We start from the raw sequence: 14439 nt of genomic DNA, 5'->3' as shown, positions 1-14439 counted from the left end.
CCTGGGTGCCTTCAATTACCGCTTCAACCGGCGCTTCAACTTGGCAACGATGACTGAGCGAGTGGTTCATGCCATCTGCAGCTGCGGCGCTCGGCCGGAACGCTTCTTGAGGAGTGCGGAGCCAGCTACCTAATCAAGAAAGATTTTGAGAGCAAAGCAAAAATCCCAGGGTCAGAATCCTCAAAATACGATTACATCCATACTCGATCGCGATTGGTTGCGCTCATTCTGCCTCGATCTTGGAGTTGATGATGTTGGTTGTGTGAGTATTGACCAACCGGCAATGGCTGAGCAACGCACTAAAGTGCTGCAAGCGTTCCCACAGACGACAAGTTTGATTAGTTTTGTCTGCCGCATGAATCGGGATAATGTGCGTAATCCTGCTCGCTCCGTCGCCAATGTGGAATTTCACCACACCGGGGAAGAGGTTAATACGATCGCCCGCAAAATTGTCCGGGAATTAGAAAATCGGGGGATCCGAGCCATAAATCCAGCGATGGGCTTTCCCATGGAGGCGCAGGACTATCTCGATGTCAGTAAAAATGTATGGGTTGTTTCTCACAAACCTATCGCCGTTGCTGCCGGATTGGGACACATGGGCATTCATCGCAATGTGATCCATCCCAAATTTGGTAACTTCATTCTGTTGGGCACGGTGCTAATGGATGCGGAAGTGTCAGAGTACGATCAGCCGATTGAGTACAACCCCTGTGTGGATTGTAAACTCTGTGTTGCTGCCTGTCCGGTGGGAGCGATCGCGGATGGCAGCTTCAATTTCTCGGCGTGCTATACCCACAACTATCGCGAATTTTTAGGCGGTTTTACCGATTGGGCTAAGACTGTTGCTGAAAGTAAGTCGGCTAAAGATTACGAGCGCAAAGTCGGTGAAGCTGACTCGGCAGCAATGTGGCAAAGTTTATCCTTTGGTGCCAACTACAAAGCGGCTTATTGCCTTGCTGCCTGTCCGGCAGGGGAGGATGTGATGCCTCCTTTTTTACATAATCGTAAAGAATTTTTTCAAGAGATAGTCAAACCTCTTCAAGATAAAGTTGAGACTGTGTATGTCATTCCTGGTTCAGATGCTGAGATCCATGCCGCTAAACGTTTTCCCCACAAGCAGATTAAACACGTCCGTAATAGCCTCACACCCATCTCCATTACCGGTTTTAAGTATGGATTGCCCCTCGTTCTTCAACCGAATCAAGCCAAAGGTTTCAACGCAACGTATCACTTCCTGTTAACCGGGCAAGAATTTTCCCAGTTTACGGTCACCATTGCTAATCAAGCTTGTGTAGTGCACGATGGACTGGTGGGTGACCCTGATTTGGTCGTTAAAGCTGGCAGTAAGACCTGGATCGCAGTTTTACGAAAAGAGCGTAACGTTGTCCTAGCAATTCTGACTCGCAGAATCCGTGTCAATGGCGATATTCGCCTACTCCTTAAATTTGCGAAATGCTTCCCAACCTAAGCTAACTCAAGTTCGTAAATCGTTCGCATTTCCAGCTCGTCACACGAGATCGGCATATGGGTAAGTAGATCGGAGTGGTTTAACTTTTGCTCAGTCACTTCAGCAGCCCAACACTGAGTTGGTGCGGACGAAATCAAAGTCTTCGGTTGGAATTTAATCTTGTCTGCCGCCGCGCAACTTCAACGTTCGGCAGAAAATACAAACCAAACCAGATCCAAAACCAATTATGAAAGTCGCACTCGTAACAGGAAGCTACAAAGGTCTTGGTCTTGCTATCGCGAGACGATTGGCCACGGAGAAAGAAATGACCGTCTTTATCTCTGGACGTGACTACTCCAAGGTAGAAACAACCAAAGACGAATTAGATAAGTCAGGAATTCATGTCGAGGCAGTCAGCCTCGATGTTGATTCTGACAGAGGCGTAGAATCAGCAATATCCGAAATAGGTCAGAAATACGGAAGGTTGGATGTCCTGATTAACAATGCAGGCGTCAATCCAACTTACGATCCGAGTGAGTCGAGCATCTCCACGGTCAAGGCATCTGTTTTCAGTGCAACATTCAGTACCAATGCCACGGCTGTTCTAAGAATGATACAAGCGGCGTTACCGCTTATGAAGAGCACCAACTATGGACGAATCGTCAACGTTTCCACAGAGATGGCTTCACTCCGAGGCATGGCATCGGATTACTACCCATTGGCGGTTTCCTACCGCATCTCCAAGTTGGCACTGAATGGAGTCATTACGCTTGCTGCCAAAGAATTAGCGGGGACAGATATCTTGGTGAATGCCTACTCACCAGGTTGGCTTAAAACAGATATGGGCGGCCCTGATGCCCCATTTACTGCCGATGAAGGTGCGGAGACCGCTCTTTATCTCGCTACACTACCCACAGGAGGGCCGAGTGGTAAATTTTTCGCAGAGATGCGAAAGTTTGGCGGACCTATTGAACTGCAATGGTAATAAACCGAACAAATCGATTCACCGATGCCCACCCGCGTCATGCCAGATGCGTGGTCGCTTCGCTCCCGGCAACTGTCACGCCACGGGCAGGCATCGGTGATCGCGGACGATGGGCAGATCAAGGAGCTGCGGCAACTCAACGCAACTGCGGGGTTGCTGGCCAGCTGGTTAACAACTTGCCAAGCAAAGTGAAGTGATTGGCCCAACTTTTGGGTCTGCCGCCCGGGGCGGACTGCAGACATTGCCCATCATAAGAAGGTGACCTACTCCTCTACCTCGATCGTTGCCCCGGGTGGCCGTCCCGCCAGCACCCGCCGCAGCCGCTCACGGAACCACTTCAGGGGATTACCTATATCAGCGTCTTCGAGCAGACCCCGCTTGCGCAGGCAATCTTCGTAGCTGCGCAGAACGTCGCTGCGCCGGGCCACCTCCCGGGCCACTGTGTCGGCGAATTCGGGTCTCGAGGCCAGCAGTGCGCGGAAGCTTCCGCTGGGAACCACGAACAGCGTCGTGTCCTGTGCCGCCACCATTGTTGTTGGGATAGGAACCTGGAGCAGCAGCGGCAGTTCGCCGAAGAACTCGCCAGCGCCGAAGGTGAGCAGTTTGCTGCTGACAAGCTCGGTTTCGTGGATGGCGTCCATGGCGCCGCTCAGCACAATGTGAAAGAACCGACACTCCTCCCCTTGACGGACCAAGACCGTGCCGGTGGGGAGGAAGCGGCGGGCGCCGCTTCCCACCAGCTCCCGCAGGTGACGCTCATCCATGCTCCGAACCCAGGGAAGGTCCGGCAGGGAGGTGCGGAGCGGGCGCCGTTCTTGCGCCTCTGCGTCCTTGGCAGCCCCGTGTCTGGAGCTCAGCAGCTGGACCTGCTGACGGGCTCCGGCCAGTTCGATCTTGCGCTCGCGGAGCCCCTGCTCGATCGCGTAGTTGAGGGAACTGCGGAGGCTGAGGCTGGCATGGATCGCCGAGGTCCAGGCCCAGAGCTCGAAGACCAGCCCCTGGCCCTGGAGTCCGTGGAGCAGAACCTTCGGCGGCGGATCGGCCAGCACCGAGGGCTCGGCAAGCGCCGCTTCCAGAAGCACTTCGGTCACGGCCAGAGCGTCGCTTCCGTGGGCCACGGTCACCTCCACATCCACCCGGCCGTCCGGGCTCAGGTAGCTGAGATTCTTCACCGGCGCATTGGTGATGGCCGAGTTGGGAACCACGATCTCGGCCCCCTGGAAGGTGCGGATCACAGTGGAGCGGATCGAGATCTCGCGGATGTAACCGGTGGTGTTGCCGAACTCGATCAGATCCCCCACTTTCAGCTTCCCCTCCATCAGCAGAGTGAGGCCGCTGCTGAGGTTGCGGGTGAGCTCCTGCAGCCCAAAGCCCACCCCCACACCCAGGGCTCCAAACAGCACAGCGAGCGCGCCGAAGTCGAGCCCCATACCCTGGGCTACCACCACATAGCCCAGGGCGGCAAGTCCCAGGGACACGAGGGTGCCGACCGCCTCTCGCCGCCCCTCAGGCAGGGAGAACCAGAGCAGAACACGACCTGCCAGCAGACGCTTCAACAGCCGCGCCGCCAGGCTCACAGCCACCAGAAGCAGCAGAACCTGAAAGACCCACAACAGTGAAAAACTCTGACGTCCCAGTGGAAACAATGGAGACGTGAAGAAGCTTTGGAGGCGCTCGAAATTCACCCTGGTGCTCCAAAGTCAACAGACGTTCTAGCCGGCGGGAAGCCTGAGCAGCTTCTCGATCAAACCACTGATTCAGCTCCTCAGCCCCAGTCGCGGGGCAGATGCGAAGCGGCCTTAGCGCTCCACATGCACCTGGCCCCAGGCACAGAGCATCTGGAGCACGGGAATCAGGCTGCGGCCGTAGGTACTGAAGCAGTAGCTCACCTGCGGCGGCCTGGTCGGAAACTCCTCCCGCTCCACAAGCCCATCGCGGACCAGGTCGCGCAGGTGCTGGGTCAACATCTTGTCGCTGATCTCAGGGATCCCACGGCGCAGGTCGCCATAACGCTGCGGACCCTGTCCCAGCAGCCAGAGGATCGGCAGCGTCCACTTGCCCGCCAGCACCTTGAGGGCAGCTCGAACGGAGAGGCTTGCCTTGATGGGATCGGCGCCCCTGGGTTGGATGGCGTTCATTCGAGCTGCCGAATTCGTGCCCTGGAACGCACCTGACGGTAAGTCCTTCCTTTCCAAGGCGGATCGCCATATGTTGCCCATCCATTCCCCCCGCCCCTGAGCGACCACCCCGTCCATGACGCGATTGCAAGGCAAGGTGGCCCTGGTCACGGGCGGATCCCGTGGCATCGGCCGGGCCATCGCTGAACGACTGGGACGTGATGGAGCCGATGTGGTGCTCACCTACGCCGGCAATCGTGAGAAGGCAGAGGCCGTGGCAGCTGCGATTCAAGCCTGCGGGGTGCGGGCCCTGGCACTCCAATCTGACCTCAGCCAAGTGAGCCAGACCCGGGCCCTTTTCGCCACCGTGCTTGAGCAATTCGGTCGTCTGGACATCGTCGTCAACAACGTCGGGGTGTCCGTTTTCAAACCCACGACGGAGATCGAGGAAGAGGACTACGACCGGGTGATGGGCACCAATGCCCGCGGCACCTTCTTTGCCCTCCAGGAGGCGGCCCGCCACGTGGCTGACGGTGGCCGGATCATCAATCTGGCCAGCGGTGCCACTCGCTAGGCCCTCCCCGCCGCAGGCGTCTATGCCGCCAGCAAGGCGGCGGTGGAGCAGTTCGGCATGGCCCTCTCCAAGGAGCTCGGCCCCCGCGGCATCACCGTCAATCAGATCGGCCCCGGAGTCACCGACACCGATGGCCTAGTGATGCCAGCCGATGCCCTGGCCCATCTGATTGCTGCCACTCCCTTGGGTCGCCTCGGCCAACCCGCCGATCTGGCGGATGTGGTGGCTTTCCTCGCCTCCGATGAAGCCCGCTGGGTGAACGGACAGACGCTTCAGGTGAATGGCGGCATCCTCTGAGCTTTCCCCTTGCGCACCACCCATGAATGAATCCCCCGCCAGCTCTGACAACGGCTTTCCCGTCAACGCGATCCGAGTCGGCGATGGGATTGTGCTGATCAACGTGTTTCATCTGGATCCGGATCAGGCCGAGGCCTTCGTGGCCACCCAGGTGGGCGAATACAAGCGCCTGCAAGGCGTCTTCCCGGGCAGCCTCAGCGCCAACCTGCACCTCAGCCTCGATCGCACCCGCGCCGTCAACTACGCCCACTTCAGCTCCGTCGAGGCCTATCTGGCCATGCGGTCCAGCCCTGCCTTTGCGCAGCATCTTGAGCGGCTCAAAGGACTGGTCTTGAAGGCCGAGCCCCAGCTCTACACCGTGGCGTACACCCAGAACTCAGATCAACCTGCGTCAAACGCACCCCTACCGCCCCTCGCAGATCCCTCCCTGGCGCCGCGTCTCGGCCCGGTGACGCCTCAATAAAACAGCCTCCGGGCCCCAAACTTCATAACTGATTGATCAGTCCAGCGGGTGGCAAAACTCCAGGCCTCCTTGATCGAATCGAAGTGCTTATTGGGAAGCAGGGGGCCATCGGTTCTGAGCTTTGACCGTTGGGGTTGGTTCTGTTGGGACTGTGGTGGCGATCACCATTGGGGGCTGCAGGGCGCCCAGCCCAGCCGGCGTTTCTCCTCCCAGAGCTTCAGGGCCTCAGCCCGACTGAGCTCCCGGCGTGATTTCAGCAACGGAATCTCCTGATCGGGGAGCAACTCGCCGGTGGTGATCTCCAGCCGTTGGTAGGTGCGCTCCCAGCGGGTCGGGCGAAAGCGCAGCACCTGGCGGCCGTCGCTCAGCCAGCCCTCCTTTGGTGTCAGGGGGACACGAGGTGATGGCCGGCTCATGCCTCTGTGAGTCGGGCCTCGATCAATCGGCAGCACTCCTGCACGTCGCTCGCGATCACCACCCCGGCGGCGAGCGAACAGAAGAAATCCATCCACAGCGGCGGCACCGCCAGCAGGATCAACGGCCTGCCCGCATTGAGCGCATGGGCGGCTTCTGATGCTGTGCCGGGGCCGCCGCCCCCGCAGATCACCACCACATCGGCGCTGAGCACATTGATCACGTTGCGGGCCTTGCCCATTCCCGTGAACAGGGCCAGATCTAGGTCCGCGGTGCTTTGCCTCTCTTTACCCTTCCCTTCATCGGGCAACACTCCCACCACCAGGTGCCCCTCCACCAGAGCCGCGCCGCGGCTGGCCGCCGCCATCACCCCCGCCGGGCGGCCACCGGTGAGCAGCACCCAGCCACTGGCGCTGATGCGCTGCCCCAGCTCCTCGGCCAGCGCCACAGCCTCAGCCGAGGCGCCCTCTCCGGCACCCATCACGCCCACCACCGTTCTCCGGCTGCTCATGTCACCTCCGGGCACCAGCCCCGCTGGCGCGTCATGCCTTCAGTCCAACCCTGACAGCGGCGGGTTAGGTGTTCCCGGCTGATCGGCGTCAGTCGGGCCAGTGGGTGGATACGCATGGCGTGTGAGGTCTTGGGACGGCGGTGACACTCCGACCCTGGCGACCTCACACCCCCTCGTGAGCTGAACAACTTGGTTGGACTACACAGCTAGGGTTTGGGCAACGCCTTGCAAATCTGGTCGCCATGGCAATCGAGGCCTTCCGCCAGGAGCTCATCGCCACCGCCAGCACCATCGCTTCCCCGGGCAAGGGATTGCTGGCGGCCGATGAATCCACCAGCACGATCGGCAAGCGCTTCGAGGCGATCGCCCTTGAGAACACCGAGAACCATCGCCGCGCCTACCGCTCTCTGCTGGGCACAACCAGCGGGCTGGGCGAGTACATCAGCGGCGTGATCCTCTACGAGGAAACCCTCTTCCAGGACGCCAGCGATGGCACGCCGATCCTGGAGCTTTTCCGCCGCCAGGGGATCATCCCCGGCATCAAGGTGGATCAGGGCGTGCAGCCTCTGGCGGGTGCCCTGAGCGGCGAAACCTGGTGCACGGGGCTGCAAGGCCTGCAGGAGCGCGCCGCCCGTTACTACGCCCGGGGGGCGCGCTTCGCCAAGTGGCGGGCTGTGCTGCGGATCACTTCGGCGGGGGCGCCATCGGATCTGGCGATTCAAGAGAACGCTTGGGGCCTTGCCCGCTATGCCCGCACCGTGCAGGAGGAGGGGTTGGTGCCGATTGTGGAGCCCGAGATCCTGATGGATGGCGACCACCCGATCGAGACCACTGCAGCCGTTCAGGAGCGGGTGCTGCGGCAGGTGTACGCAGCATTGGCCGAGAATGGGGTCCTGCTGGAGGGCAGCCTGTTGAAACCGTCAATGACCACCGCCGGCGCTTCCCATGGCGGTGAGCAGACGCCGCACCAGGTGGGCGAAGTCACCGTGCGCATCCTCAGCCGCACCGTGCCGGCCAGCATGCCGGGAATTCTCTTCCTCTCCGGTGGTCTTGGCGAAGAGGAGGCCAGCGTTTATCTCGATGCGATCAACCGGGCGGGCCGCCGTGCACCTTGGAACCTGGGCTTCTCCTACGGGCGTGCCCTGCAGCACTCCTGCTTGCAGAAATGGGCCGGTCGCGATGTGGTCGCCGGCCAGATGGCGCTGCTGGCGAGGGCCCGGGCCAATACGGAGGCGAGCCTGGGCGCCTACCGTCCAGGCTCGCAACCGTCCAACGACGAAAGCCTGTTCGTGGCGGGCTATGTGTATTGACTCTCCACCGCCTGGCGGACTCGGCGGCCCGTCGCCCCGCCGAAAGTTCCAGGGTCGGGTGAGGCCCCCCGGCACCCAGCACATGCCATAGCGGCTGCGGAAACCCCAGAACTCCGCCTCCAGGTACGCCCTGGCGTCGCACTTGCCCAGGTACTCCGGTCAACAAAGGCCAAGCCGTCTTCCACCAGCGCGAGATTGATGTTCACGCCACTGATCACCTCGGCCACGGTGCGGCCGTAACGATCCACTGTCTGGGGCCTGAGGGTCACGCTGGAGCCCAGCCGCAGCCGGCTCTGCAGGTACCTGCGGGCCTGGGCGCCATGGGGGGCCTGGGCCATCTCGGGGGCATCAATGCAGGCCAGCCGCACCGTGATCCGCTGCTGGCCCTGCTGCACGCGGATGGTGTCGCCGTCACCGATCGAGAGCACCGTGGCGCGAACCTCGGTACCGGCCAACGCAGACGACTGGGATAGTGCCGCCGGGGTGATCGCCACCGCCAGCAACAGAGCGGCAAGTGGGCGCAAGCTCAGGGGCATCACCCCAGTCTGAGGGCCGATGTCCTTTTCCCTTCTGGCCGCGCTCAGGGGCGCGGCTCCTGCCCCTCCAGCGCCGTGCGCAGCTCGCCGATGAACTCTTCATCCACCTCTGTGGTGGTGATTTCCTCTCCGACCAGGTCCTGGATCAGGGGGTAGAAACGCACCTCGAACCACTTCCTGAACACCGGGTAGGTGCGCTCCGCAGGCCAGGTGCCGGTGTCACGGTGCCAGAAATCCAGCTCCGCCTCAAAGATCGTCTCGTACACCTCCTCGAGGATCTCCTCGGCCTCCTCTTCCGTGTCGTAGTCGGGGATCAGATAGAGGCAGGGCTCCCGGGCTCCACCAGCGTCGATATCAAGCTCAAGCGCCAGGGCCCAGTCGAGCAACTTTTGGGCGGGGTAGATCCCCACCGCGCAGCGGTTCACCACGGCCATGGCCCACCCGGCGGCATGGCTCAAACGCTAGGTCTGGCGACCTGTGCCGGCATGACCCTGCCGAGGAAGCCAGACAACGCCTCGACGACAAGAAGGCGACCAGCATCGAAGCGCTGCTGAACATGCCCAATGAAAAGGGCGCCCCGTGTCGGGCGCCCTTGGGCCGGTTGCAGGGAACTGGTTTGAACCGCCCTGGTCGAGGCCTCTGATTCATTGATAGATCCGTTTGGCCGTGGTGTCAGTACGGCAAACCTCACTCCTGGGCCAGACCCCATCACCACTGGGGCTCGCAGAGGCTCCAGCCCTCCTGGCGCATGCATGCCCACAGCTTGAGGGCCTCATCCCGGCTGAGCTCACGGCGGTTCTTGAGCAGCGGCACCGGTTCGCCGGGGAGTAAATCTCCACTGATGATCTCAAGCCTCTGGTTCCAGCGGTCGTAGCTGGTCGGGCGGAAGCGCAGCACCTGCCGGCCATCCCTAAGCCAGCCCTCCTTTGGGGAGAGGGGTGGCTGCCTGCTGGCCCCAGCCCTCATACCCCCTCCGGGCACCAGCCCCGCTGGCGGGTCATGTCGTTGGTCCAACCTTGACAGCGATGCGTGAGGTGTTCGCCCTGGGCCAGCAGGCCATGGTGCAGCAGGCAGGTGAGCAGGGGGATGCAGTTCACCCCGGCGTGGTGGCGAAACCAGTGGCAGGTCATGCAGACCTGGCGGCTGCGGCTGGCCACCAGCACGTCCTGATCGAGATAGGGCCAGGTCTCGATGTCCTCCTGCTGGTTGCCCGAGGAGCGAGAAAGGGCTGGCAGGCGGCAGTCCATCGTTCAATGAGATCCGTACACATGTACTAGCAGAGATTGCTTCTGCTGCCTGCAATGCTCAGCACCCAGGGGCGGCGCCGGAATCCTGCAGCGATGGCTGGCGGAGCGTCTGAACCACTCGCACCGACCTGAGCCCTGGATACAACCCCGGGACCCTGCCAGGCCTCAAGGGCGCCATATAACCCAGGCTGTGCCTGGCGACACAGGATCCGCATCAGAGTCCAGAACGGATCCTGCTTGCTCTGGGCCCGCGTCAGAGCAAGCTGATTGCCAGCGGCCGACCAGCTCCAATCAGGCTTGGGACCTGGTGGTGGTTTTGGTTGCGTACTGATAACGCAATTTTAATGGTGAAAAGCTGCTCGGCGCACGGAAGTTGCTGTAGTTAAACCATAACGTGTTGGGATCAATGTGCCTCTTGTATCTGATGCATTTTATGCTGAATTGGTGTTGACTTAGTGCCTCTGAGCCCTGCGCACAGACCCTTCAGTTAATGAGTAGCAGGCCCTCAGGCCGTCACCTGCTCCCGCAGGGTGGCCAAGGCCTTCTTCTGTGCCCTGCTGACGGTCATGGCGCTGATGCCCAGCTGCAGGGCTGCCTGCCGCAGGGACAAGCCCTCCAGGATGGTGAGCCTGAGGCAGGCCGCCTGGGCTGCTGGCAGCTGCTCCACCAGGGCCAGCAGGGCCGGATCAAAACCTGGGAACTGGTCGTCTGGTTCCGGAGCGGCCAGCTGCTCCAGCGCTGTGCTGCCCGAGGGGGTCACGGCATCGAGGCTGGCATGGCTCCAGGGGGTCTCGCAGCGGGCTGACTTGGGCCTTCTCACCAGCAGCGCCTTGTCGCGGAGGTGATGGAGCAGGGCCCCGCTGATGCACTGGCGCAGGTAGGACACCGGCTGCTGCGGCGTTAGCCGCTCGCTGGCGGGTGCGGGTGCCTTGCTTGGTGATCATCACCACGGATCTGAGCGTGTCTTCTGTGACCACATCCACCTCCTGAAGGTGCCGTAGTGGAATGGCGTAATCCACCCGCCAGCCGTCGTCTCCGCCTGGTCGCTTGCGCCTGCTACGCCACCATTTCTCGGTTCTGGCAAAAGCCTCGCGACCGGTGATGGTTTCACCTGCGAGGAGAGCGCGATCTGATTCTGTCCAGCGATCGAACGGGAACGGCAGCCCAGTCTTGGCGGCGATCAGATCGTTGCCCAGCTGTTCGGCCAGCTCTCGGGCAGCTCTCGGGCAGCTTCTATGTCTTGCGGGTAAGCCAGACGGGTACTGATCCGTCGCTGACGCCAGGGCCCCTCTGCTGGAGGCACCGTGGCACGAAGCCGTAGCCGCTGACCGTTGGGGGTGAGCTCAATAGCCACCCGCAACCCAAGCTGATGGGGGGCCTTGTTGATCCGACTCAGGTAGGGGTCTGACGCCATGGGCTGATCGTGGCCCCAAAACCCCCGTCAAAAGTTGTGACTAGGTTTGTGCCTAAACCGTCCGCTAATGGGCCCTATTCAGGCTTTTTTGTGCCTAAAGCGGGAAACCCCAGAAGGACCCTGAAATCAGCAAACCGCTTCCAGTGGAAGGATTTAGAAGAGAGGCGGCACCCAGATTCGAACTGGGGATAAAGGATTTGCAATCCTCTGCCTTACCACTTGGCCATGCCGCCGCGCCGGGAGCAAACTCCCTGAACCGGATCGTATCAGCCATGGCATGCACTCCCGTCTGCTGGTCCTGAGCAACGGCCACGGGGAGGATCTGATCGCCCTGCGGGTGATCCGGGCCCTGCGCCAACGCCGACCGGACCTGGAGCTGGTGGTTCTGCCCCTGGTGGGCCAGGGGCTCGGCTTTGCCGCTGCGGAAGCCGCCGGTGAACTGGCCCTGGTCGGTCCCAGGCGCCCACTGCCCAGCGGAGGATTCAGCAACCAGAGCCTCAGGGGATTGCTCGCCGACCTCCGGGCAGGGCTGCCCCTGAACAGTTGGCGCCAGTTCCGGATCGTGCGCCGCTGGGGCCGCCGGGGCGATCCGATCCTGGCGATCGGCGATCTGCTGCCCCTGCTGCTGGCCTGGAGTGGCGGCTCTTCCTATGGCTTCATCGGCACTCCGAAAAGCGACTACACCTGGCGAAGCGGCCCAGGCAGGCACTGGCCGGATGATCGCTATCACCGCTGCAAGGGCAGCGAATGGGACCCATGGGAGTGGGCGTTGATGCGCACCGCCCGCTGCCGGCTGGTGGCCATGCGGGATGGCTTGACGGCACGGGGATTGCTCCGTCGAGGTGTGCAGGCCCTGGCACCTGGAAACCCGATGATGGATGGGTTCACGCCGCTGCCCGTGCCGTCGGCGCTGGCCCGCCAGCGCCGAGTGGTGCTGCTGGGCGGCAGTCGCCTGCCCGAAGCGCTTCGCAACGTTCAACACCTTCTCCAGGCCCTTGCCCTGCTTCGCCACCAGGGGCCCATCGTGGTGCTCTGCCCCACCGGGGCTCGACCAACAGCCGGGGAACTGGCAGCGGTCCTGCGGCTGGAGCGGTTCGTCCCCACCGCCCCGCCTGAAGGATGCGGGGCCAGCGCGGCCTGGCAACGGGGGGAGCAGATGCTGCTGATCGGGGAGGGATGCTTCCAGCGCTGGGCGCCCTGGGGGGAGGTTGGACTGGCCACGGCCGGCACCGCCACCGAACAACTGGTGGGCCTGGGCATTCCGGCCCTGTCCCTGCCGGGGCCGGGGCCCCAGTTCCAGAAGGCATTCGCCCGGCGCCAGAGCCGCCTGCTGGGTGGAGCCGTGCGGGTCTGCCCCACCTCGCAAGCCCTGGCCGAGCAGCTTGCCCGGTTGCTGGCATCCCCCTCCGAACGTCGCGCCCTCGGGCGGATCGGCCAGCGGCGCATGGGCAAGGCAGGGGGCAGCGAGCGGCTGGCCGGCCTGGTGGAGAGGAAACTGCTGGACCGGCAGCAGGGATGATGACCCTTCAGACCTGCCCGTGACCCGCCAATGCCCGCCCCCATCGATCGGGCCTACGCCACCGTTACCGGCAATCTGGCCAGCCTGCTTGGGATCAGCATCGCCTCGGCAAGGCGCCGGGTCGATCAGCAGGCCGCCCGTGAAGAGATCCGGGATGCCGGCGGGCGGGTGGCGATCGCCGAGCGGATGATCGAACAGGCGCGGGGCTCAACCCAGGCCCAGACCCGCTTACTGGATTCGCTGCTGATTGCCGAAACCGATGAGGCGAACTATCTCGACGAAGACTGAGGCGCAGCGGCGCCATGCCCTGGCGCACGCCCCTCAGTGCTCGAAGACCGAACCGAATCGGCGCCGATCCAGTTCCGAGAACACCGGGATGCAGGCGAAACAACGCCGGGCCAGCTCCAGGCGTTCCTCCCGCTCCAGAATTGCGGTCAGGCGCTCGTAGGCCGGCAGCAGAAAGCGCACATCATTGGCGGCATAGGCCAGCTGCGCTTCCCCCAGCTCCTCCACCCGGCCCCAGTCACTGCTCTGGGCCTGTTTGTCGAGTTCCACCCCCACCAACTCCTGCACCACCTCCTTGAGGCCATGCCGGGAGCTGTAGGTGCGGGCCAGGCGGCTGGCCACCTTGGTGCAGAACAACGGCGCCACGGCGATTCCGAGCCCTTCCCCCAGGGCCGCCACATCGAAGCGGGCGAAATGGAACACCTTCTCGACCGTGGTGCTCTCCATCAGTTGCTGGAGCCGCGGAGCCGCCTGCTGGCCGCGGGCGATGCGGATGCAGCAGACGTTGTCGCGAGCGTCGGCGATCTGGACCAGGCAGAGACGATCGCGGCCATGGACCAGCCCCATCGCCTCGGTATCGACCGCCAGGGCGGGAGCCGTTGAGAGCAGGGCCAGCCACTCGGAATCGAGATCGGTGTCGAAGACCGCAAAGCGGGCAGGGGCGGTTGGGGAAGCGGAGGCCATCGCACAAAACGGCAACGGCTGCCATCGTCGCCTCCGGCGCCGCCTGGGCCAGGATGAAACCATCTGCGGCCGACCGTCATGCCCGTTGCCCTGGGCTCCACCTTGCTGCTCACCCTGCTGATGACCGTGGGGCTGGTGTTTTTCCTGCGGGCAGCCAGCAAGGACCGAACGACCGTTGTGGAGGTGCATTCCCCCAGGCCCGCCCTCGACGTGCTGGAGGGTCTCAACCAATGGCTTCTGGAACGGGGCTGGCAGGCTGAAGCGGGTGATCCTGAACGGAGGCTGCTGCGGTTTCGGGGCCAGGTGGCCTCCAGCCTGCCGCTTGCCCTGCTGTTGTCACTGCTCGGTGGAGTGGGAGGTGCCTGCCTAGGCCTGGTGCTCAGGCAGCTGATCGGCGGCCAGACCTGGTGGCCCCTGTCCCTGACCCTGCTGGGCCCCGTGGCCGGATGGATCTACCGGCGACGGGCCGCTCGCCTGGAGCAGGTGGAGCTCCGCCTGATCAGCGAGGACGGGGCTCCAGACAGCAGGCTGCAGTTGCGGGCCCACCGGGATGAGTTGATCGCCCTGGAACTGGAGATGGCTCCCAGCCTCCAGCTCTCCAGTGATGGCTCCCTGCTCAGCTCACCGATCTGATCC

Annotated in this window: 17 protein-coding genes, 1 tRNA gene and 2 pseudogenes; 9 read left to right on the top strand and 11 right to left on the bottom strand. The window is 62.5% G+C overall.

Annotation, left to right across the window (positions count from 1 at the left end):
- The 3 genes and pseudogenes from KQ307_RS10155 to KQ307_RS10145 all read left to right on the top strand — a co-directional run.
- A pseudogene (locus KQ307_RS10155) lies at positions 1-133 on the top strand (IS1595 family transposase); the annotation flags it as partial.
- Positions 134-217: 84 nt separating this feature from the next.
- On the top strand, positions 218-1468 hold the full coding sequence (locus tag KQ307_RS10150; protein ID WP_259727887.1) for an SCP2 sterol-binding domain-containing protein: 1251 nt from the start codon (positions 218-220) through the stop codon (positions 1466-1468).
- Between the two features lie 226 nt (positions 1469-1694).
- Positions 1695-2432, top strand: coding sequence for an SDR family NAD(P)-dependent oxidoreductase (locus KQ307_RS10145; protein WP_259727886.1), 738 nt, complete (start codon positions 1695-1697; stop codon positions 2430-2432).
- A 263-nt stretch (positions 2433-2695) separates the two neighbouring features.
- On the opposite strand, the gene KQ307_RS10140 is transcribed toward KQ307_RS10145, so the two are convergent.
- Both KQ307_RS10140 and KQ307_RS10135 read right to left on the bottom strand, forming a co-directional pair.
- The gene (locus tag KQ307_RS10140) at positions 2696-4045 is read right to left on the bottom strand and encodes a mechanosensitive ion channel domain-containing protein (RefSeq protein WP_259727885.1); all 1350 of its coding nucleotides are present in this window, start codon (positions 4043-4045) and stop codon (positions 2696-2698) included.
- Between the two features lie 186 nt (positions 4046-4231).
- Positions 4232-4570, bottom strand: a complete 339-nt coding sequence (locus tag KQ307_RS10135) for a helix-turn-helix domain-containing protein (RefSeq protein ID WP_259727884.1) — start codon at positions 4568-4570, stop codon at positions 4232-4234.
- 115 nt (positions 4571-4685) lie between these two features.
- Between KQ307_RS10135 and KQ307_RS10130 the strand changes: the two are divergent.
- Both KQ307_RS10130 and KQ307_RS10125 read left to right on the top strand, forming a co-directional pair.
- A pseudogene (locus KQ307_RS10130) lies at positions 4686-5420 on the top strand (glucose 1-dehydrogenase).
- Positions 5421-5442: 22 nt separating this feature from the next.
- Entirely contained in the window at positions 5443-5883 is a 441-nt protein-coding gene (locus KQ307_RS10125; RefSeq protein ID WP_259727883.1) for an antibiotic biosynthesis monooxygenase, read from the top strand.
- A gap of 161 nt (positions 5884-6044) precedes the next feature.
- Here the strand turns inward: KQ307_RS10125 and KQ307_RS10120 are convergent, their stop codons facing one another.
- Complete coding sequence (locus tag KQ307_RS10120; protein WP_259727882.1) at positions 6045-6299, bottom strand: DUF1651 domain-containing protein; 255 nt, start codon at positions 6297-6299, stop codon at positions 6045-6047.
- Complete coding sequence (locus KQ307_RS10115) at positions 6296-6808, bottom strand: hypothetical protein (protein WP_259727881.1); 513 nt, start codon at positions 6806-6808, stop codon at positions 6296-6298. The genes KQ307_RS10120 and KQ307_RS10115 overlap by 4 nt, the downstream gene beginning before the upstream one ends.
- Before the next feature lie 242 nt (positions 6809-7050).
- Between KQ307_RS10115 and KQ307_RS10110 the strand changes: the two genes are divergently transcribed.
- Positions 7051-8118 (top strand): class I fructose-bisphosphate aldolase, encoded by a 1068-nt coding sequence (locus KQ307_RS10110; RefSeq protein WP_259727880.1) that lies wholly within the window; start codon positions 7051-7053, stop codon positions 8116-8118.
- Here KQ307_RS10110 and KQ307_RS10105 read toward each other — a convergent pair.
- The 6 genes from KQ307_RS10105 to KQ307_RS10080 form a co-directional block, all read right to left on the bottom strand.
- Positions 8106-8654, bottom strand: coding sequence for a thermonuclease family protein (locus KQ307_RS10105; RefSeq protein WP_259727879.1), 549 nt, complete (start codon positions 8652-8654; stop codon positions 8106-8108). The two genes, KQ307_RS10110 and KQ307_RS10105, sit on opposite strands and share 13 nt — an antisense overlap.
- A gap of 44 nt (positions 8655-8698) precedes the next feature.
- Positions 8699-9088 (bottom strand): hypothetical protein, encoded by a 390-nt coding sequence (locus KQ307_RS10100; RefSeq protein ID WP_259727878.1) that lies wholly within the window; start codon positions 9086-9088, stop codon positions 8699-8701.
- Positions 9089-9362: 274 nt separating this feature from the next.
- Positions 9363-9620: a DUF1651 domain-containing protein gene (locus tag KQ307_RS10095; protein ID WP_259727877.1), complete on the bottom strand. Its 258-nt coding sequence runs from the start codon at positions 9618-9620 to the stop codon at positions 9363-9365.
- The gene (locus KQ307_RS10090) at positions 9617-9901 is read right to left on the bottom strand and encodes a galactose oxidase (protein WP_259727876.1); all 285 of its coding nucleotides are present in this window, start codon (positions 9899-9901) and stop codon (positions 9617-9619) included. The genes KQ307_RS10095 and KQ307_RS10090 overlap by 4 nt, the downstream gene beginning before the upstream one ends.
- Before the next feature lie 505 nt (positions 9902-10406).
- Positions 10407-10787 (bottom strand): sigma-70 family RNA polymerase sigma factor, encoded by a 381-nt coding sequence (locus tag KQ307_RS10085; RefSeq protein WP_259727875.1) that lies wholly within the window; start codon positions 10785-10787, stop codon positions 10407-10409.
- A gap of 690 nt (positions 10788-11477) precedes the next feature.
- Positions 11478-11548 (bottom strand) — tRNA-Cys (locus KQ307_RS10080).
- Between the two features lie 44 nt (positions 11549-11592).
- Between KQ307_RS10080 and KQ307_RS10075 the strand changes: the two genes are divergently transcribed.
- Positions 11593-12834, top strand: coding sequence for a lipid-A-disaccharide synthase-related protein (locus KQ307_RS10075; RefSeq protein WP_259727874.1), 1242 nt, complete (start codon positions 11593-11595; stop codon positions 12832-12834).
- Positions 12835-12864: 30 nt separating this feature from the next.
- The gene (locus KQ307_RS10070; protein WP_259700817.1) at positions 12865-13122 is read left to right on the top strand and encodes a hypothetical protein; all 258 of its coding nucleotides are present in this window, start codon (positions 12865-12867) and stop codon (positions 13120-13122) included.
- 33 nt (positions 13123-13155) lie between these two features.
- On the opposite strand, the gene KQ307_RS10065 is transcribed toward KQ307_RS10070, so the two are convergent.
- Entirely contained in the window at positions 13156-13803 is a 648-nt protein-coding gene (locus KQ307_RS10065; RefSeq protein WP_259727873.1) for a ribonuclease D, read from the bottom strand.
- A 78-nt stretch (positions 13804-13881) separates the two neighbouring features.
- Between KQ307_RS10065 and KQ307_RS10060 the strand changes: the two genes are divergently transcribed.
- On the top strand, positions 13882-14436 hold the full coding sequence (locus tag KQ307_RS10060; protein WP_259727872.1) for a cofactor assembly of complex C subunit B: 555 nt from the start codon (positions 13882-13884) through the stop codon (positions 14434-14436).
- Positions 14437-14439 lie beyond the last annotated feature (3 nt).

It is taken from the genome of Synechococcus sp. CS-1326 (genome assembly GCF_025128115.1).
Taxonomy (GTDB): domain Bacteria; phylum Cyanobacteriota; class Cyanobacteriia; order PCC-6307; family Cyanobiaceae; genus Regnicoccus.
Note: the sequence above shows the minus strand (reverse complement) of the source record. Positions and strands in the feature narration are given on the sequence as shown.